18 protein-coding genes are annotated in these 19,143 nt (G+C 74.3%); 11 read left to right on the top strand and 7 right to left on the bottom strand.

Annotated features, from left to right (window positions below):
- Positions 1–3 precede the first annotated feature (3 nt).
- The 3 genes from ABZ858_RS03120 to ABZ858_RS03110 all read right to left on the bottom strand — a co-directional run bounded on the left by ABZ858_RS03120 (position 4) and on the right by ABZ858_RS03110 (position 2,851).
- Positions 4–531 (bottom strand): GNAT family N-acetyltransferase, encoded by a 528-nt coding sequence (locus ABZ858_RS03120; protein WP_361371977.1) that lies wholly within the window; start codon positions 529–531, stop codon positions 4–6.
- Between the two features lie 67 nt (positions 532–598).
- Positions 599–1,207, bottom strand: coding sequence for a DUF1349 domain-containing protein (locus ABZ858_RS03115; protein WP_361371974.1), 609 nt, complete (start codon positions 1,205–1,207; stop codon positions 599–601).
- Between the two features lie 114 nt (positions 1,208–1,321).
- Positions 1,322–2,851, bottom strand: a complete 1,530-nt coding sequence (locus ABZ858_RS03110; protein ID WP_361371765.1) for an aldehyde dehydrogenase (NADP(+)) — start codon at positions 2,849–2,851, stop codon at positions 1,322–1,324.
- A 162-nt stretch (positions 2,852–3,013) separates the two neighbouring features.
- On the opposite strand from ABZ858_RS03110, the gene ABZ858_RS03105 reads away from it, so the two are divergent.
- The 4 genes from ABZ858_RS03105 to ABZ858_RS03090 all read left to right on the top strand — a co-directional run bounded on the left by ABZ858_RS03105 (position 3,014) and on the right by ABZ858_RS03090 (position 6,543).
- Positions 3,014–3,787, top strand: coding sequence for an IclR family transcriptional regulator (locus tag ABZ858_RS03105; protein WP_361371762.1), 774 nt, complete (start codon positions 3,014–3,016; stop codon positions 3,785–3,787).
- Between the two features lie 3 nt (positions 3,788–3,790).
- Positions 3,791–4,261: a GNAT family N-acetyltransferase gene (locus ABZ858_RS03100; RefSeq protein WP_361371759.1), complete on the top strand. Its 471-nt coding sequence runs from the start codon at positions 3,791–3,793 to the stop codon at positions 4,259–4,261.
- Positions 4,262–4,351: 90 nt separating this feature from the next.
- Entirely contained in the window at positions 4,352–4,972 is a 621-nt protein-coding gene (locus ABZ858_RS03095; protein ID WP_361371756.1) for a LuxR C-terminal-related transcriptional regulator, read from the top strand.
- A gap of 71 nt (positions 4,973–5,043) precedes the next feature.
- On the top strand, positions 5,044–6,543 hold the full coding sequence (locus ABZ858_RS03090; protein WP_361371753.1) for a penicillin-binding protein 2: 1,500 nt from the start codon (positions 5,044–5,046) through the stop codon (positions 6,541–6,543).
- Between the two features lie 103 nt (positions 6,544–6,646).
- Here the strand turns inward: ABZ858_RS03090 and ABZ858_RS03085 are convergent, their stop codons facing one another.
- Together ABZ858_RS03085 and ABZ858_RS03080 are read right to left on the bottom strand one after the other, a co-directional pair.
- On the bottom strand, positions 6,647–7,450 hold the full coding sequence (locus ABZ858_RS03085; RefSeq protein ID WP_361371751.1) for an HAD family acid phosphatase: 804 nt from the start codon (positions 7,448–7,450) through the stop codon (positions 6,647–6,649).
- 293 nt (positions 7,451–7,743) lie between these two features.
- Positions 7,744–8,340, bottom strand: a complete 597-nt coding sequence (locus ABZ858_RS03080; protein WP_361371748.1) for a TIGR03086 family metal-binding protein — start codon at positions 8,338–8,340, stop codon at positions 7,744–7,746.
- Positions 8,341–8,752: 412 nt separating this feature from the next.
- Between ABZ858_RS03080 and ABZ858_RS03075 the strand changes: the two genes are divergently transcribed.
- A complete protein-coding gene (locus ABZ858_RS03075; protein WP_361371745.1) occupies positions 8,753–9,988 on the top strand; it encodes an MFS transporter in 1,236 nt (411 codons plus the stop codon).
- 330 nt (positions 9,989–10,318) lie between these two features.
- Here ABZ858_RS03075 and ABZ858_RS03070 read toward each other — a convergent pair whose 3' ends face one another.
- Positions 10,319–11,515, bottom strand: a complete 1,197-nt coding sequence (locus tag ABZ858_RS03070) for a hypothetical protein (RefSeq protein WP_361371742.1) — start codon at positions 11,513–11,515, stop codon at positions 10,319–10,321.
- A complete protein-coding gene (locus ABZ858_RS03065; protein ID WP_361371739.1) occupies positions 11,512–12,558 on the bottom strand; it encodes a 5-dehydro-4-deoxyglucarate dehydratase in 1,047 nt (348 codons plus the stop codon). Before ABZ858_RS03065 ends, ABZ858_RS03070 begins: the two co-directional genes overlap by 4 nt.
- Positions 12,559–12,832: 274 nt before the next feature.
- Between ABZ858_RS03065 and ABZ858_RS03060 the strand changes: the two genes are divergently transcribed.
- The 6 genes from ABZ858_RS03060 to ABZ858_RS03035 all read left to right on the top strand — a co-directional run bounded on the left by ABZ858_RS03060 (position 12,833) and on the right by ABZ858_RS03035 (position 19,026).
- Positions 12,833–13,642 carry an NAD(P)-dependent oxidoreductase gene (locus ABZ858_RS03060; RefSeq protein ID WP_361371736.1) on the top strand — a complete coding sequence of 270 codons (810 nt, stop codon included), beginning with the start codon at positions 12,833–12,835 and terminating at the stop codon, positions 13,640–13,642.
- A 319-nt stretch (positions 13,643–13,961) separates the two neighbouring features.
- Complete coding sequence (locus tag ABZ858_RS03055) at positions 13,962–14,732, top strand: DeoR/GlpR family DNA-binding transcription regulator (RefSeq protein ID WP_361371733.1); 771 nt, start codon at positions 13,962–13,964, stop codon at positions 14,730–14,732.
- Between the two features lie 178 nt (positions 14,733–14,910).
- Positions 14,911–16,284: a sugar ABC transporter substrate-binding protein gene (locus tag ABZ858_RS03050; RefSeq protein ID WP_361371731.1), complete on the top strand. Its 1,374-nt coding sequence runs from the start codon at positions 14,911–14,913 to the stop codon at positions 16,282–16,284.
- Positions 16,281–17,219 (top strand): sugar ABC transporter permease, encoded by a 939-nt coding sequence (locus ABZ858_RS03045; protein ID WP_361371728.1) that lies wholly within the window; start codon positions 16,281–16,283, stop codon positions 17,217–17,219. Before ABZ858_RS03050 ends, ABZ858_RS03045 begins: the two co-directional genes overlap by 4 nt.
- Positions 17,216–18,040, top strand: a complete 825-nt coding sequence (locus ABZ858_RS03040) for a carbohydrate ABC transporter permease (RefSeq protein WP_361371725.1) — start codon at positions 17,216–17,218, stop codon at positions 18,038–18,040. Before ABZ858_RS03045 ends, ABZ858_RS03040 begins: the two co-directional genes overlap by 4 nt.
- Positions 18,037–19,026 (top strand): zinc-dependent alcohol dehydrogenase family protein, encoded by a 990-nt coding sequence (locus ABZ858_RS03035; RefSeq protein WP_361371722.1) that lies wholly within the window; start codon positions 18,037–18,039, stop codon positions 19,024–19,026. Before ABZ858_RS03040 ends, ABZ858_RS03035 begins: the two co-directional genes overlap by 4 nt.
- The last annotated feature ends 117 nt before the right edge of the window (positions 19,027–19,143 follow it).

Genomic DNA, 19,143 nt, shown 5'->3' with positions numbered 1-19,143 from the left:
GGTTCATTCCCTGGTCACCGCGTACGTCAGGGACAGGTGGTGGGAGCCCGGGGCGGGCCGGCCCACCGGGTCGGGCAGCCAGCCGCGGCCGGCGTAGAAGCGCTGGGCGCGCTGGTTGTCGGCGTGCACCTCCAGGACGGCCCTGCGGTGGCCGTCCGCCCGCCACTGCCCGGCGCAGGCCGCGTGCAGGGCGGTGCCGATGCCCGCGCCCCAGTGGCCCGGGTCGACGTGGAACTGGTACAGCATGACCGTGCCGGCGGACGCGCCCGGCGGCGGGCGGAACGAGGCCAGGCCCAGCACGCGGCCCTCACGGACCGCGCACAGCACCTGACCGTCGGGGCGCTCGACGGCCTCCCGCCACCGGGCAATCCAGTCGGCACCGGCGTCCGGCAGGCCGTCGGGGTAGTACGTGGACCGGGCCCGCGCCATCAGCCCGGCCAGGACGCCCGCCTCGGCGGGCAGGGCGGTCCTGACCAGCAGGGGCGCGGCTGCTGCCAGGGGTGTTCCGTCCATGCCGTCCATGCCGTCCATGCCGTCCATGCCGTCGAGGACGTGGCCGGGGCCCGGGGCGGTTCCGGGTACGGCGCGGGCGCGTGCCTCAGCTGCCGTCGCGCAGGCCGTCCGGCCAGCCGGGGCGGAACTCGATGCGGTCGTACGTCACCACGCAGCCCTCGCCCAGCGGCGACTGGGTCATGAACCCGACCAGGGCGGCACCGGTGGGCTCCGGCCCGTCCAGGGTGAACAGCCGGACGAAGGTCCAGCGCTCGCCGTCGCGGGAGGCGTGGAAGGCGAAGGCGCGGCCGGTGCGGCTCACCCGCAGCCACACCGAACTGCCGTCCACGGTGAAGGAGTTGGCGTCGTCGGAGTGCCCCCGGGTGACCACCGTGCAGACGGTGGGCACGTCCGGGGAGTACTCCAGGCAGAGCTTGGCCCAGGCGCGCTCGTCGACGTGGACGTAGAGGACACCGGCGTCGAAGGAGGCGTTGAACCCGACCGTCACCCGGGCGATCAGCTGGAAGTCGCCCTCCGGCGCGCCGAGCAGGCGGGGCGCGTCACCGGCAGGCTCCAGGGCCTCGCCGGTGGGCGGCACGAAACGGTCCTGCCGGGAGCCGGCCCAGCCGGTGAGCACCCCGTCCTCGTAGGACCAGTGGCCGTCGGGGCCGTAGGTGCGCAGGGCGAAGGGGAGTTCGGGAAGTTCCACGTCCATGCCGGGAGTCTTCCAGCCGGCCCGGGGGCGTACGGCTCCGGGGTCGCCGGGATCGGCGTTCGCCGGGCGGCCGGGCGCGTGCCGGAGGTACGCCGGGCGCTCGTCGGGCATCGCTCAGTGTTCGAGGCGGCCGTCGAGGCGGCGGGGCAGGCCGAGCGGGTTGTCGTCGCGGAGTTCGGGGGGCAGCAGGGCCTGGGGGACGTTCTGGTAGGCGACCGGGCGCAGCCACCGTTCGACGGCCGTGCCGCCCACGGAGGTGGAGGTGGAGGTCGTCGCCGGGTAGGGGCCGCCGTGGTGCTGGGCGGGCGCCACGGCGACGCCGGTCGGCCAGGCGTCGACGAGGACGCGCCCGGCCAGCGGGGTGAGCGCGGCGAGGAGCGCGGCGCCGCGCCCGCCGTCCGCGGCCTCCGCGGCGGAGAGGTGGACGGTGGCGGTGAGGCTGCCGGGCAGCCGGGCGAGGACGGCGGTGGCCTCGTCCTCGCCCTGGTAGCGGGCCACCACGGTGACCGGTCCGAAGCACTCCTCCAGGAGCAGGTCGTGGGCGCCCGCGCCGGTCAGCCGCGCGGCCGGGACGGTCAGGAAGCCCGCCGTCACGGCGTGCTCGCCGTCCGCGCCCGCGCGCAGCGGCGCCCGTACGCCGGGGAGGGCGGCGCGCGCGGCGACGCCGGCGAGGAAGGCCTCGCGCATGCGGTGGTCGAGCAGGACGCCGGGCCCGGTCGCGGCGACGGCGTCGGTCAGGGACTGCGCCAGGCGGTCGCCGGCCGGGCCGGCCGGGACGAGGACCAGGCCGGGCTTGACGCAGAACTGGCCGGTGCCCAGGGTCATGGACCCGGCGAGTCCCGCCCCGATGTCCGCCGCCCGTTCGGCCGCCGCCGCCTCGGTGACCAGGACCGGGTTCAGGGAGCCCAGCTCGCCGTGGAAGGGGATCGGCACCGGACGGGCCGCCGCCGCGTCGAACAGGGCCCGGCCGCCGCGCACGGAACCGGTGAAGCCCGCGGCGGCGACCAGCGGGTGCCCGATCAGGGCGGTGCCCGCCGCGAAGCCGTGGACCAGGCCGAGCACGCCCTCGGGGAGGCCCTGCTCCGCGGCGGCGCCGCGCAGTTCCCCGGCGACCAGTTCGGACAGCGCCGGGTGGCCGGGGTGGGCCTTGACGACGGCCGGGCAGCCGGCGGCCAGCGCGCTCGCGGTGTCGCCGCCGGCGACCGAGAAGGCGAAGGGGAAGTTGGAGGCGGCGTAGACGGCGACGACGCCGAGCGGCACCTTGCAGCGGCGCAGGTCGGGCACGGGCGGGGTGGCGGTGGCGTCGGGGTGGTCGATGATCACGTCGAGGAAGGCGCCCTCGTCGACGAGGTCCGCGAAGGCGCGCAACTGGTAGCAGGTGCGGGCGAGTTCCCCGGTGAGCCGGGCCGGGCCGAGCGCGGACTCGGCGTCGGCCGCCTCGACCAGCTTGTCCCGGGCCGCCTCCAGGCGGTCGGCGGCGGTGCGCAGGAAGGCCGCCCGGACCGTGCGGTCGGCGAGGGCGCCCCGGGCGTCGTGCGCGGCCCGGACGGCGGCGTCCACCTCCCGGTCCGTGGCCTCCACCGCGACCTGCTCCCGCCGCTTCCCGCTACGGGGGTCGACGCTCCAGACTGGTGCTGCTGCCACCGCGGTTCCTCCCGCCCTGTCGTGCCGCCGCCCGCGCGGTGCGGCGGCCGCCGTTCGCCCGCGTTCTCTCGCGCGTTCTCTATACTGAACACTGTCTCCGGTGATGAATGCGGCCCCGGAGACTATATCTTCAGGTCCTCGGCGGATGAAGGGTCAAGGGCGATGTCGGCAGGCGAGACGGGCGGCGCGGCGCAGGTCAAGTCCGCGGTGCGGACCGTGGAGTTGCTGGAGTACTTCGCCGGCCGGCCCGGCATGCACTCGCTGGCCGCCGTCCAGGAGGCCGTCGGCTATCCCAAGTCCAGCCTGTACATGCTGCTGCGCACGCTGGTCGAGCTGGGCTGGGTGGAGACCGACGCCACCGGCACCCGGTACGGCATCGGGGTGCGTGCGCTGCTGGTCGGCACCTCCTACATCGACGGGGACGAGGTGGTCGCGGCGGCCCGGCCGACCCTGGACCGGCTCTCCGACGACACCACCGAGACCATCCACCTCGCCCGGCTGGACGGCACCAACGTGGTCTACCTGGCCACCCGCCAGTCGCAGCACTACCTGCGCCCCTTCACCCGCGTCGGCCGCCGGCTGCCCGCCCACTCCACCGCGCTCGGCAAGGCGCTGCTGAGCACGTACCCGGACGAGCAGGTCCGCAAGCTGCTCCCGCAGACGCTGCCCGCGCTCACCGAGCACACCATCACCGACCGCGAGCAGCTCATCGAGGAACTGCACCGCGTCCGCGAGCAGGGGTACGCCGTGGACCGCGAGGAGAACACCGTGGGCTTGCGCTGCTTCGGCGTGGCGATCCCGTACCGCACCCCGGCGCGGGACGCGGTCAGCTGCTCGATCCCGGTGGCGCGGCTGACGCCCGCGCACGAGCAGACGGTGAAGGACGCCCTCTTCGACGCCCGTGACCGGCTGACGCTCGCCACCCGGAGGCTGTGAGGGATGAACGTCGTGCTCCGTGCGGTACACGACAGCGATCTGCCGGTGTTCTTCCGGCAGGCGAACGACCCGGAATCGGCGCGGATGGCCGCCTTCGGCCCGGCGGACCCGGCCGACCGGGACGCCTTCGACGCGCACTGGCGCCGGGTCCGCGCCTCCGCCGACGTCCTGCGCACGATCCTGGCGGACGGTGACGTGGTGGGCAGCGCGGCGGTGTACGGCGAGCCGGGCGAGCGCGAGGTCACCTACTGGGTGGACCGCGCCCACTGGGGCCGGGGCGTCGCCACGGCCGCGCTGCGCGCTCTGCTGGCCGAGGTGCCCGAACGCCCGCTGTACGCCAGGGCGGCGGCGGACAACGCGGGCTCGCGGCGGGTGCTGGAGAAGTGCGGCTTCCGGGAGACCGCGACGGCCCGGGGGTTCGCCCAGGCGCGCGGCGAGGAGATCGACGAGGTGGTGCTCGTCCTGCACGGCTGAGGGCGAGCCGGGTCTTCTCCCCCGTGCGGCGGAGGCGGATCGTCACCGGGCGGGAGGCGGCGGGGGCGGCCCGCGCGGGAGCGTGACGGTATGACGACCACACCGTCCCCGGGCACACTCGAACCACCGGCCCCGGGCACGCCCGAGCCGCCGTCCCCGGGCACGCCCGAGCCGCCCGCCCCGGGCACACCCGAGCCGCCGTCCGCACGCCCGCCCAGGTTGCCGACCCGAGGCGCCCCCGACCTCGCCGCCGTCCCGGCGGGCCGCGCGCGCCGTGTGCTGCGGGCCGTCGCCGTGGCCGCCTGTCTGCCGTATCTGTGCCTGAAGGCCCTCTGGATCGGCGGGAGTCACGCCGGTGTCCCGGCCGGCAGCCCGCTGCTCGGGCACCGTGCGACGACGATCGCCGTCAACGGCGGCACGGTCCTCATGGACTCGGCCGTGATCGTGCTGGCGCTGCTGCTGACCCGCCCGTGGGGGCTGCGCGGGCAGGCGGCGCCGCCGCCCTGGGTGGGGCGGCTCACCGGCCGGGAGGGCGAGGTGCTGCGGCTGATGGCGGCCGGGCTGGCCAACGCGGAGATCGCCCGCCGCATGGAGGTGGGGCCCGCCACCGTGAAGACGCATGTGGCGGCGGTGCTGGCCAAGACCGGTGCCCGGGACCGCACCCAGGCGGTGATCGCCGCGTACGAGGCGGGCTTCATGAACGTCCGATGAGAAAAGGGGCGCACGGGAACGATTCGCCCCTTCCCGCTCGTCGTGCGAACGCGATGAACGCATTGAACGGGATGAACAAGACGATCAGGCGGGCCTCGGTCTTCACGCTGCTGCTCGTGGTCGCCCTGCTGGCCAGGGCGACATGGCTGCAGTTCTACGACGGCAAGGCACTCGCGGACGACAAGGACAACCGGCGCGGGACGATCACGCGGTACGGGCAGCCGCTGGGGAACATCATCGTGGGCGGCAGCGCGGTCACCGGCTCCGCGCAGACGGACTCCGGTGACCTGCGCTACCGGCGGACGTACGCGAACGGGCCGCTGTACGCGGCGGTGACGGGCTACAGCTCGCAGGTGTACGGCGCGACCCAACTGGAGGGCGTCTACCAGCAGTTGCTGAACGGCACCGACAGCCGTCTGGACGACCCGCTGGACGTCCTCACCGGCAAGCGGGCCGCCCCCGGCGATGTGATCACGACGATCGACCCGGACGTGCAGAAGGCCGCGTACGCCGCGCTCGGCAGCAAGAAGGGCGCCGCCGTCGCGATCGACCCGGCCACCGGCCGGATCCTCGCGGTGGTCTCCACGCCGTCCTACGATCCGAACGCGCTCAGCACCGGCGCAGGCGACGCCTGGAACAAGCTGACGCAGGACGCCGACAAGCCGATGACCAACCGCGCGCTGCGCCAGCCGCTGCCGCCCGGCTCGACCTTCAAGCTGGTCGTGGCGGCCGCCGCGCTGGAGGACGGGCTGTACGCGTCGGTCGACACGAAGACGGACAGCCCCGACCCGTACCCCCTGCCGGGCACCACCCGGAACCTCGTGAACGAGACCCCCGGCGCGCCCTGCGAGAACGCCACGATCCGCACCGCGCTCCAGTACTCCTGCAACAACGTCTTCGGGAAGCTGGCCGTCGACCTGGGCCAGGACAAGGTGCGCGCGATGGCCGAGAAGTTCGGCTTCGACGACCAGGCGCAGGACGTGCCGGTACGGGCGTACCCGAGCGTGTACCCGTCGGGGATGGACAAGGCGCAGACCGCGCTGAGCGGCATCGGCCAGTTCGATGTCACCGCCACCCCGCTCCAGCTGGCCATGGTGTCGGCTGCCATAGCCAACGGCGGCACGCTGGTCTCGCCGCACATGGTGTCGCAGACCACGGACGGCAAGGGCAACGTGGTGCAGAACTACGACGACCATCCGGACAGCAAGCGGATCGTCAGCGCCTCCACCGCCGCGCAGCTCCAGTCCGCGATGCGCACGGTGGTCGAGCGGGGCACCGGCACGAACGCGCGGCTCCCCGGTGTGACCGTGGGCGGCAAGACGGGCACGGCCCAGCACGGCGAGAACAACAGCCAGGTGCCGTACGCCTGGTTCACCGCGTACGGCAAGTCCGGCGCGTCGTCCGGCACATCCGGCACATCCGGCACGTCTGGCACATCCGGTGCGTCCGGCAAGGAGGTCGCCGTCGCGGTGGTCGTCGAGCAGTCGGACGCGGCCCGCTCGGAGGTCAGCGGCAACGGGCTGGCGGCGCCGGTGGCCAGGGCGATGATGCGGGCTGCGCTCAAGGGGTGAGGGCGCGACCGGGCCGGCCGTCCCCGGCAGACCCCGCCGGGGACGGCCGGCGGGGCGGCTGCGGGGCTGCGGGGGCTGTGGGGCTGCCGGTGGAGCGGTCCGGCTAGCCGACGTAGTACGTCGGGTTGGGCAGCTTGTAGGCGCGGCCCGCGTAGCCGCCCTGGAGGTCGGAGTACTGGTCGCCGAAGCTGGCGACGATGTCGTACCCGAGGGACTCGATGTGCTTGCGGGTGCCGGACTTGAACTGGACGGTGGTGCACGTCCAGGAGTTCGGGGTGGCGCAGCCGCTCAGGTACGCCGGCGGGTTGGCCGCGTCCTTGAGGAACATGTGGCCGGCGTCGAGGTTCACGTCGGCGCCGACCTTCTTCAGGTTCTGCACGGCGGCGGAGCGCTGCGCCTCGCTCAGGCCCGAGTTGTAGAAGACGGCGACGCCCCGCTTCGCGGCGTAGCGCACCAGTTCGGGGCTGCCGAAGACCTCCGGGCGGTCCGCCTTGTCGACGTAGGCCGCCCAGGTGGCGCCGTTGTAGCCGTAGTTGTTCTTCTTCTCGTAGTCGAGGCTGAGCAGCAGCGTGTCGTCGATGTCGAAGACGACCGCCGGCTTCTTGCCCCGGTGCCCCTGGTGCCGCGCCTCGCGGGCCGCCTTGTCGATGGTCCGCTTCGCGTCGGCGTCGACGCGCGCCAGGTCCTTGGCGTACGGGCCGGACGGGGACGCCTGGTACACGCCGTTCGCGTCGAGCGCCGTGCCGTAGTAGGCGTCGATGTCCTTGGTCAGCAGCCCGATGTTGTACGGCTCGCGGGTGGAGTTGGCGGTGGACTGTCCGGCGGTGGCGGCACCGGCGCCGTAGAGGGCACCCCCGGCAACGGCACAGGCGGCGGCGACGGCGGCAACTCTGAGGGACTTCCGCATGGGATCTCCGGATCTGGTCGACGGTGGTGACCGGGCGTCAGCGTGGCGAGTGACGCGCCAGGTCACGCACTGTCTACGCGCATTGCGTCCGGGACGCGAGAGGCGTTATCCGATCGATACGCAATTCCCGCGCCGGGCACGCGGAAGCGGCCCCGGTGCGCGGGGCGGGGCCTGATCCCTGGTCAGCCTCCGGGTGTCGGGGCTCGGTTCACCGTCCCAGGCGCGAGAGGTGCGGAGGGAGGGGGAGGAAGGTCGAGCGGGCGAGGGAAGGGAAGGAGTGGGGCGCGGGACGGTCAGGGCTTCGCCGTCCAGCCCGGGTCCCGTCCGCTCAGGCCGAGCGCGCGGTCCAGCAGCGGGGCGTCGTCGGGGACGGGCACGAGCGGGCCGAAGACGCCGTGGCCGCGGGTGGGGTCGCTGTCGGCGGCGGCGCGCAGGAAGCCGTGTGCCGCCCGCAGCGCGGCCGGGTCCGGCGCGTATTCCTGGCCGGTGGCGCGGGCCAGGTCCCAGCCGTGCACGACCAGTTCGTCGGCGACGACGGCGCCGGCCACCTCGCCCGGCAGGTCCACGCCGCCCGCGCGGGTCATGCCGGTCCAGGCGGCCGGGTCGCGCCATGCCTCGGCGAGGGCGTCCAGCACCGCGGGCAGTTCCTCGCGCCAGCCGGGGCCGATGTCGGGCAGGGCGGCGTTCGGGCGGGTGTCCGTGGTGACGCCCAGGTTCTTGCGCGCGGCGTCGCGGAAGGCGACCGACAGGCCCAGCAGGTGCCCCAGCAGCTGGCGCGCGGCCAGGTCCGGGCAGGGCGTGGGCGCGGTCAGCTGCTCCTCGCGCACGCCCTCGGCCAGCCGCGCCACGACGCGGGTCTGCGGGCCGAGGTCGAGCAGGGTGTCGGTCATGGGGTGCTCCTCGGGCGGGTGCGGGTCGGCCTTCGTATCGTCCTTCACGAGGGCAGACCGCCGACGCCCCCGAAACTCATCGCCCGGCCCGCCTCCCACTCCCACTCCCATCGGAAGCCGCCGCCCGTCCGGCGGAGCGCGTCGGCCCGGCGGCGGTGCGGCTCGCGCGGGAGGGGCATGACCGGGGCGTAGCGGATCTGACGACAACGACCGGAACGGGGCGCGGCAGCGCGGCACGCTCCCGGCACCGGGCCCGCCCCTGACACGGGGCCCGCTCCGACGCCGGGCGGGCGCCGGAGCGCGTACCAGGCGCATTGCTGACACGTTCCGCCGGATTCCCGCCGGCGCGCTCCGGCGGTCAGGGCACCTGCCCCATCCGCACGGCGGGGCCTTAGCCGCACGATCGGCAGGCATGACGACGACTGATGTGACGGCGTGGCGGGTGCTGCGCGACCGTGGGGCGGGGCTGTGCCTGGCGGCGGTGGTGGTGTCCGGCTTCGGCACGTCGGCGCTGTGGCTGGCGTCCGGCGTGTGGGTGAAGGACCTCACCGGCTCCACCGGGCCGGCCGCGCTGTGCCTCCTCGCGATGTGGGCGCCCACCCTGGCCGGCCCGCTGCTGGGCGGCCTCGCCGACCGGGTCCGCCGCCGGCCCCTGCTGGTCGGCGCGAACCTGCTGCTCGCGGTGGTGCTCCTGCCCCTGCTCGGCGTCACCTCGCCCGGCCGGATCTGGCTGCTGTACGCGGTGCTGTTCGTGTACGGGGCGGTGGGCGTCGTGACCGACGCGGCGCAGTCGGCGCTGGTGGCCTCGGCCGTCGATCCGACACTGCTCGGGGACTTCAACGGCCTGCGGACGACCGCGACGGAGGGCATGAAGCTGCTGGCCCCGCCGGCGGGCGCGGGCCTGTACGCCGCGTACGGCGGCGGGTGCGTGGCCCTGCTGGACGCGGTCACCTTCGCCCTGGCGGCGGGCCTGTACGCGCTGCTGCGCGTGCGCGAGGAGGCGCCCGAGAGGCGGCCCGGCCCGTGGCGGGCGCACACCGCCGAGGGCGCGCGCCGCCTGTGGTCGCATCCGCGCCTGCGGCCGCTGGTGCTGGCCGGCGGCACCACGATGCTGTGCGCCGGCGTGAACGGCACGCTGGTCTACGCGGTCGTGGACGCCCTCGGGCACGCGCCCGCGTACGCCGGTGTGCTCTACGCCGTCCAGGGCGCCGGTTCGGTGGTGGCCGGGCTGGTCTCGGGGAGCGTGCTGCGCCGCCTGGGCGGGCCCCGGTTCGCGGCGTACGGGATCGCCCTCACGGCGGCCGGGGTGGCGCTGCGGGTGCTCCCGTACGACCCGGTGGCGCTGGGGTGCAGCGCGGCGATCGGCGCGGGGCTGCCGTGCGTGCTGATCGCGGTGTTCACCGCCGTGCAGACGGAGACGCCGGGCGGACTGGTGGGCCGGGTGAGTGCCACCGCCCAGACGCTCGTGTTCGTGCCGAACGTGCTGGGACTGGCGGCCGGTGCGGCGCTGGTGGACGTCACCGGCCACCGGCCGCTGCTGTGCGCGCTGGGCCTGTGCCTCCTGACGGTGGCCGCCCTGACCCGGGCCTCCGCGCGGTCCCGGCACACGGCCACCGAGCCGCCCTCCACCACCGCCGGGTCCCCGTAAGACCGGGCGGTACGGTCGGCCCGCCCCTCGCGCGGGCCGCCGCCACGCCTCTCCCCGCCACGGGCCGCCCGCCCGGCAGCCGACCACCGGCCGGCATCCGTGTCCGCCGCCGCGCACCCGGCCCCGCCCGTCGCCCCGCGCGACATGTCCCAGCTCTCCGCTCCGCCGCCGGTGACGTGGCGGGGTCGTGCGCGGACCCGGCTCCCCACGCCACACCCGCCCCCACCCTCGGCCCCCGCTTCCGTCACCCAGGAAGCCCGTCTCCAGGTAGCCCGTCTCCAGGTAGCCCGTCTCCAGGAAGCCCGTCCGCCTCTCCGCCAGCGCGCCCCCTCACACCTCCGCGAGCCCGTCCCGTACCGCTGCCAGATCGCTGTCCGAGGCCAGCCCGGCGTGGTAGAGGCGCAGTTCGGTCGCGCCGAGGGCCCGGGCGTGGGCGGCGTCGTGGGCGAGGGTGCGGGGGCGGCCGCCCAGGCCGGTCACCACCGTGAGGTTGGCGGCGAGGACGGTGTCCGCGCGTCGCCGCCCGGCGAAGGGGGTGAGCAGGCCGGCCCCGCCGGTGCAGGGCACCACGACCCCGTCCGCCACCGACAGGACGTGCCCGGGGTCGACACCGGCGTTGGCGCCGCAGTGGTAGGACACCGGGTCGGCGTGCAGCAGCACTTGGAAACCGGCCGGGGCCGCCGCGCGCACCGCCGCGACGGCCGCCGCCTGGAGCGAACGGGCCGTCTCGTCGCGCCACGCGCGGGTGAGGGCCGCCCTGCTCTGCCCGAGCAGTTCCTCCACGACCGCCCAGCCGCCACCGTCCCCGTTCCCCTCCGCACCCCCGTCCCACGCGCCCGGCGCCCCGCGCCACAGCGGCTCCAGGGCGGCGCGTACGGCGGCGGCCAGTTCGCCGGGATCGAGGCCCCGCCCGGCGTAGCCCGCGCGGCAGGCGGGGCAGAAGCACAGGGACATCAGGTACTGCCCGGCCTCCCCGAGCGCGACCCCGGCGGTCTTGTCGTGGGCGTGCAGGTGGGCGAGCCCGTACCAGCCGAGGGACTCCAGTTCGGTGCCGCGCGCCCCGGGCCGTACCGCGGCCTCGGCGGCGAGGGCGACGAGGTACGCGCGCACGGCGGGCTGCGCGATGCACGGCGCCCACGGGTAGCGGTCGCCGTAGGCGTTGACCACCGAGGTGCGCGGACGCTCGGCGCCCAGCCGGGAGTTGTGGGCGAGGACCACCCAGGTGTGCACCTTAAGACCGGCCCCGGCGAGGGCCTCGGCCGCCTCGCCGTAGGCGTCCCCGGGCGCCCAGTCCCCGGCCGGGTACGGGCGCAGGTCACGGTCCCGCCAGTGGGCGCCCGGCGGATAGAGCACGGCGGCGTGCCCGGCGGTGACCACGCGGTGGCGCGGGTGCCGGGGGGTCAGCGCGCGGGTGGAGTGGTAGGCGGCGGCGAGCGTCACCTGCGCCACGCCGAGCGCGGCGACGCGCGCCGGCGCCCCGGGGTCGCCGTTGACGTCCCAGGGATAGAGGAACGCCGACGCCCTCACGCCCGGCCGCCTGACTCGTGCTCCCCTTCATCCTCACCCTCGCCCTCCGCCTCATCTGCGCCCTCGCCCTGCCCCTCGCCCTGCCCCTCGCTCTCGCCTTCGCCCTCGCCCGCGCCCAGCAGCGCGTACCCGTGCTCGATCAGCCGCACCAGCCGCTCGACGTGCTCCTGCGCGGGCTCGTGCAGCGGAGGCCGCACCGGGCCCACGTCCAGCCCCCGGGCACGCACCCCGGCCTTGACGAGGGAGACGGCGTACCCGGCGCCCTCGGCGCGCAGTTCCACGAACGGGCGGTAGAAGCCGTCCAGGAGGCGGTGCGCGGTGGTGTCGTCGCCCTCGTGGAGCGCCCGGTGGAAGGCGAGGGCGATCTCGGGGGCGAAGCAGAAGACGGCCGAGGAGTACAGGGTGACGCCGATGCCCCGGTAGGCGAGCTGGGTCTGTTCGGCGGTGGGCAGGCCGTTGAAGTACAGGAAGCCGCCGGGGGCCTCGGTGCGCACGGCGCTGACGACGCGCTGCATCAGGTCGAGGTCGCCGAGGCCGTCCTTGAGGCCGATGATCCCGTCCGTGCGGGCGAGGGCGACGGCGGTGCGCGGGGTGAGGACCGCGTTGTCGCGCTGGTAGACGATGGCGGGCAGGGCGGTCGCGGCGGCCACTTCCCGGTAGTGGCGCAGCAGGCCCTCCTGTCCGGCGGCGACGAGGTAGGGCGGCATGACGAGCAGCCCGTCCGCCCCGGCGGCCGCCGCGAGCCGGGCGTAGCGGACGGCGAGCGCGGTGCCGTAGCCGGTGCCCGCCACCACCGGTACGCGTCCGGCGGTCGCCTCGACGGCCGCGCGGACGCAGGTCTCGGACTCCTCGGGGGTGAGCGCGTGGAACTCGCCCGTGCCGCAGCACGCGAACACGGCGGCGGCCCCGGCCGCCACGCCCGCGCGCACATGGGCGCGGTAGGCGTCGAGGTCGAGGGCGCCGTCGGGGCCGTAGGCGGTGACGGGGAAGAACAGCGGCCCGCTGGGGATGCTGAGACGATCGGCGAGGGGGGCTGACGGCACGGGCTCTCCCTAGGACAGCGGCTCACGTTTCTGATCGATGTCCATATGTATGAACGCGCTCACGCTAAGGGCACTTTCCGGGGCGGTCAAGACGGCGCGGGGAGCTTCCCGACACCTCCCCATGGCCTCCGCCCCGACCCTGCCCTGCCCTACGGCACCCCCGGCAGCGCCCCCGCAGCATCCTTTGGCCAGCACGCCCAACACCCCCACCAGTCCAAGCATGTGAATATATGGGTACGTCAGGAATGGCCGGCCCGGCACAAGGAGACCGAGGATGCCCGCTCCCCGCACCGTTCTGCTCACCGGCGCCGCCGGCGGCCTCGGCACCCTGATGCGGGAGTTGCTGCCGCCGTACGGCTACACGCTGCGCCTGCTCGACCTGCGGCCCGTCGAGGGCGAGCCGGACGCGATCACCGCGGACCTGTGCGACGCGGGGGCCCTGCGCGAGGCGGTCCGGGGCGTCGACGCGATCGTCCACCTCGCGGGCATCTCCCAGGAGGCCCCGTTCGAGAAGATCCTCAAGGCCAACATCGAGGGGCTGTACCACCTGTACGAGGCGGCCCGCGCGGAGGGCGTCGGCCGGATCGTCTTCGCCTCCTCCAACCACGCGGTCGGCTACACCCCGCGGCCCCGGGACGGCGATCCGCTCGTCCCGGTCGACACCCCGCGCCGCCCCGACACCTTCTACGGCCTGTCGAAGTCGTTCGGCGAGGATCTCGCCCAGTTCTACTGGGACAAGCACGGCCTGGAGACCGTCTCGGTGCGCATCGGCTCCTGCTTCCCGCGCCCCGCCACCGTCCGCTCGCTGTCCCTGTGGCTGAGCCCCGCCGACGCCGCCCGCCTCTTCCACGCCGCCCTGACCGCCGGGCACGTCGGGCACACCGTCGTGTACGGCTCCTCCGCCAACACGCGCCTGTGGTGGGACCTGACGAGCGCGCGGGCCCTCGGCTACACCCCGCGGGACGACTCCGAGGCGTACGCCGACGAGATCCTCGCCGCACAGGGCCCGCTCCGGGCGGACGACGAGGCGCACACCCGCCTCGGCGGCCACTTCGTCACCGACCCGCCGATCTGGCCGCACTGACCCCGGCAGGACCCGCGACCGGGCACCGAACGGGCCCGACAGGGCCCGCATCCGGGCATCCGCGCTGCCCGCTCCCACCCGGCCGCCGGCAGCCGCGCAGGTCCGAGACGGGCACCGGGTCCGGAGAACGGGCACACCCGGGCACCATCGCACCCGCGACAGGGCTGGTAGGCGCCGCGCCCCGGCGGTACAACTTTCCCCCAGGGCCCCACCGGGCCCGAACGGGCACCACGGCGGACAGCGGACGGCCGACGACGGACGGCCGGCGACGGACGGCCGACAGCGGGTGGGCGACAGGCCAGGAAGGCGGGTGGCGGGCATGGGCGCGGGCACGGCGGAGGAACGCCGGCGGGAGATCGTGCGGGCCGCCCGGGCCACCGGCCAGGTCGACGTCACCGCGCTGGCCGCCGGACTCGGCGTGGCGAAGGAGACCGTCCGCCGGGACCTGCGCGCCCTGGAGGACCACGGGCTGGTGCGCCGGACGCACGGCGGGGCCTACCCGGTGGAGAGCGCCGGCTTCGAGACGACGCTCGCCTTCCGCGCCACCAGCCACGTCCCCGAGAAGCGCCGGATCGCCGCCGCGGCGGCCGAACTGCTCGGTGACGCCGAGACCGTCTTCGTGGACGAGGGGTTCACACCGCAGCTCATCGCGGAGGCGCTGCCCCGGGACCGGCCGCTGACCGTGGTCACCGCGTCCCTGCCGGTGGCCGGTGCCCTCGCCGGGGCCGCGAACGTGTCGGTGCTGCTGCTGGGCGGCCGGGTCCGGGCGGGCACGCTCGCGACCGTGGACCACTGGACGACGAAGATGCTGGCCGGCTTCGTCCTCGACCTCGCCTACATCGGCGCCAACGGCATCTCCCGCGAGCACGGCCTGACCACCCCCGATCCCGCGGTCGGCGAGGTCAAGGCGCAGGCGATGCGGGCCGCCCGGCGCACCGTCTTCGCCGGGGCGCACACCAAGTTCGGCGCGGTCAGCTTCTGCCGGTTCGCGGAGGCCGGCGCGGTGGAGGCGATCGTGACCAGCACCCTCCTCCCGGCCGCCGAGGCCCACCGGTACGCCCTCCTGGGCCCGCAGGTCATCCGCGTCTGACCCCCGCGCCCCCCACCCGCACCGGACCACGCCCCCACACCTCCCACACCTCCCACACGACCCGACGCCCCTTATGACCCGTTCTGCACCTTGATCTGCCCCATCCCCTGTCCCCCTCCCCCACCGTCCCCCATCCCCCCCACGACTCCTACGCCCCCTACACGTCCAGGAGCGATCCATGCGATTCCCGAGCCGACGGCGGCCACCGCGAGCCCTGCTCGCCCTGGCCGCCGCAGGGACGCTGCTCGCCCCGCTGCTCTCCGGCTGCTGGGCCGGGGCCGGCGGAGCCGGGTCCGGCGGCGACTCCCTCAATGTCCTGATGGTCAACAACCCGCAGATGACCCAGTTGCAGAAGCTCACCGCCGCGCACTTCACCAAGGAGACCGGCATCAAGGTGAACTTCACCGTGCTGCCGGAGAACGACGTCCGCGACAAGATCAGCCAGGACTTCGCCAACCAGGCGGGCCAGTACGACGTGGCCACCCTGTCCAACTACGAGATACCGATCTACGCCCGCAACGGCTGGCTGCACCCGATGGACTCCTACGTCGCCCGCGATCCCGGCTTCGACCAGAAGGACGTCCTCCAGCCGATCCGCCAGTCGCTCACCGCCGCCGACGGCAAGCTCTACGGCGAGCCCTTCTACGGCGAGTCGTCCTTCCTCATGTACCGCAAGGACGTGTTCGCGGCGAAGGGCCTGACGATGCCCGCCCGCCCCACCTGGCAGCAGGTGGCCGGCCTGGCCGCGAAGGCGGACGGCGCCCGGCCCGGGATGAAGGGCGTCTGCCTGCGCGGCCTGCCCGGCTGGGGCGAGATGACCGCACCGCTCACCACGGTCGTGAACACCTTCGGCGGCACCTGGTTCGACAAGGGCTGGAAGGCCCGCCTGGACTCCCCCGAGTTCGAGCGGGCCACGAAGTTCTACGTCGGCCTGGTCCGCGAGCACGGCGAGTCCGGCGCCGCCCAGTCCGGCTTCGCCGAGTGCCTCAACGACATGACCCAGGGCAAGGTCGCCATGTGGTACGACGCCACCAGCGCGGCCGGTCTCCTGGAGGCCGCGGGCTCCCCGGTGAAGGGGAGGATCGGGTACGTCCCCGCGCCGGTGGAGCGGACCAGGTCCTCCGGCTGGCTCTACACCTGGGCCTGGGGCATCCAGAAGGCGTCCCGCAACGCCGACAAGGCGTGGAAGTTCGTCTCCTGGGCGTCCGGCAAGGGATACGAACGGCTGGTCGGCGAGCAGGTCGGCTGGTCCGACGTACCGGCCGGCAAACGCGCCTCGACCTACACGAACCCCGCCTACCGCAAGGCCGCCGGCGCCTTCCAGGCGATGACCGAGGACGCCATCCAGAACGCCCGCCCCGGCGATCCGGGCGTCCAGCCGCGGCCCGCGCCCGGCATCCAGTACGTCGGCATCCCCGAGTTCACCGACCTCGGCACCAAGGTCTCCCAGGAGATCAGCGCGGCCGTCGCCGGACGCCAGTCCGTCGAGGAGGCCCTGCGCAAGTCCCAGCAGCTCGCCTCGAAGATCTCCAAGGAGTACGAGGGACGATGACCGCCACCACCACGGCCCCCGCGGCCGCCGCCGCCCCGCGCACCGTACGGCAGCCCTCGGCCCGGCTGCGCGCCTGGGCCACCCGGGCCCCGCTGCTGCCCGCCCTCGTCTTCATGATCGCCGTCACCCAGCTGCCGTTCGTGGCCACGCTGGTGATCTCCTTCTTCGACTGGAACGCCCTCTACCCCAAGGCCCGCCGCTTCACCGGCCTGGACAACTACCATCAGGTGCTGACCGATTCCGCGCTGCGCCACTCGGTGTGGACGACCGTGCTGCTGACCGTCGCCGTGGTGCTGGCCAGCCTGGTCCTGGGCCTGGTCCTCGCCCTGCTCCTGGACCGCCGATTCCCCGGCCGGGGCGTCGTGCGCACCCTGCTGATCGCCCCGTTCCTGGTGGTCCCGGTGGCCGCCGCCCTGCTGTGGAAGCACGTCCTCTACAACCCCGAGTACGGCCTGCTCAACGGCCTGCTGCACTACGTCGGCGGCCCGCAGCCCGACTGGATCTCGAACACCCCGCTGCTCGCCGTCGAGGTCTCCCTGGTGTGGCAGTGGACGCCGTTCATGATGCTCATCCTGCTGGCCGGGCTGCAGAGCCGGGACCAGCAGCAGATCGAGGCCGCCCGGGTGGACGGCGCGGGCGGCTGGCAGATCTTCGTCCACCTCACGCTCCCGCACCTGCGCCGCTACCTCGAACTGGGCGCGCTGCTCGGCTCGGTGTACATCGTGCAGAACTTCGACGCGGTGTTCACCATCACCTCCGGCGGGCTGGGCACCGCCAACCTGCCGTACACCGTCTACCAGAGCTTCTACCAGGCCCATGAGAACGGCCTGGCCTCCGCGGCCGGCGTCCTGGTCGTCATCGGCTCGATCATCATCGCGACCTTCGCCCTGCGCGTGGTGTCGTCCCTGTTCCGCGAGGAGGTGTCCCGCGCATGAACGCCCTCAAGCGCAACGGTCTCGGCCTCGTGGCCTGGCTGGCCGGCATCGTGTTCTTCCTGCCGGTGGCCTGGATGGCGCTGACGTCCTTCCACTCGGAGGCGGACGCGGCGACCAACCCGCCCTCCTTCGCCGCCTCCCTCACCCTGGACGGCTACCGCGAGTTCTTCGGCAGCGGCGGCGGCCCGAGTCCCTGGCCGGCGCTGATCAACTCGGCGGTGGCGTCGGTGGCCTCCACGCTGCTCGTCCTCCTGCTCGCCCTCCCGGCGGCGTACGCGCTGTCGATCCGGCCGGTGCGCAAGTGGACGGACGTGCTGTTCTTCTTCCTCTCCACCAAGATGCTCCCGGCGGTGGCCGGGCTGCTGCCGGTGTACCTGTTCGCCAAGAACGCCGGGATGCTGGACAACATCTGGCTGCTCGTCATCCTCTACACCTCCATGAACCTGCCGATCGCGGTGTGGATGATGCAGTCCTTCCTGGCCGAGGTGCCGGTCGCGGTGATCGAGGCGGCCCGCGTGGACGGCGCCCGGCTGCCCACGATCCTGGCCCGGGTGGTCGCCCCCATCGCCGTCCCCGGGATCGCCGCGACCGCCCTGATCTGCTTCATCTTCAGCTGGAACGAGCTGCTGTTCGCCCGGGTGCTCACCGGTGTGGTCGCCGAGACCGCGCCCGTCTTCCTGACCGGCTTCATCACCAGCCAGGGCCTGTTCCTGGCCAAGGTGTGCGCCGCGTCGCTCGTCGTCTCCCTGCCGGTGCTCGCCGCGGGGTTCGCCGCCCAGGACAAGCTGGTCCAGGGCCTGTCGTTGGGAGCAGTGAAATGAAGGCCGCCGTCATCGAGTCCGTGGGCCGCGCCGTCGTCACCGAGGTCCCTGACCCGACGCCCGGACCGCGCGAGGTCGTCGTGGAGGTCGCCGCCTGCGGCCTGTGCGGCACCGATCTGCACATCCTCCAAGGCGAGTTCGCGCCCAAGCTGCCGATCGTGCCGGGGCACGAGTTCGCCGGCGAGATCGTCGGCGTCGGCACCCAGGTCACGGAGGTCGCGGTCGGCGACCGGGTGACGGTGGACCCGTCCCTGTACTGCCACGAGTGCCGCTACTGCCGCACCGGCCACAACAACCTGTGCGAGCGCTGGGCCGCGATCGGCGTGACCACCGCGGGCGGCGCGGCCCGTTACGCGCTGGCCCCGGTGGCGAACTGCGTGAAGCTGCCCGAGCACGTGCGCACCCAGGACGCCGCCCTGGTGGAGCCGCTGTCCTGCGCGGTGCGCGGCTACGACGTGCTCAACTCCCGCCTGGGCGCGCATGTGCTGATCTACGGCTCCGGGACCATGGGGCTGATGATGCTGGAGCTGGCCAAGCGGACGGGCGCGGCGAGCGTGGACATGATCGACGTCAATCCGGCCCGGCTGGAGACGGCGCGCCGGCTCGGCGTGTCGGGCTCCGCCGCGAGCCCGGACGAGCTGGAGCGCCCCCAGGGCTGGGACGTGGTGGTCGACGCCACCGGCAACGCGGCGGCCATCCAGGACGGCCTGGACCGGGTGGCCAAGGCGGGCACGTTCCTCCAGTTCGGGGTGGCCGACTACGCGACACGGGTGACCATCGACCCGTACCGGATCTACAACCAGGAGATCACCATCACCGGCTCGATGGCCGTGCTGCACAGCTTCGAGCGGGCGGCGGAGCTGTTCGCGAACGGGGTGCTGGACCCGGAGGTCTTCATCAGCGACCGCATCCCGCTGGAGCGCTACCCGCAGGCACTGGAGCAGTTCGCGGCGGGAGTGGGCCGCAAGATCGTGGTGGTGCCGTAGGGGCGGGGCCGGGCCGCGGGGACCGGACCGCGGGTCTGGGCCGCGGGGTCGGGGGCGGGAGGTCCGGGGGCGGGAGGTCCGGTTCACCCGGGTGGCGGGTAAGGGAACGGCAAAGCC

The sequence above is a fragment of the Streptomyces sp. NPDC047017 genome, from assembly GCF_040644175.1.
GTDB lineage: Bacteria > Actinomycetota > Actinomycetes > Streptomycetales > Streptomycetaceae > Streptomyces.
The sequence above is the reverse complement of the archived record's forward strand: the minus strand, read 5'-3'. Positions and strand labels throughout refer to the sequence as shown.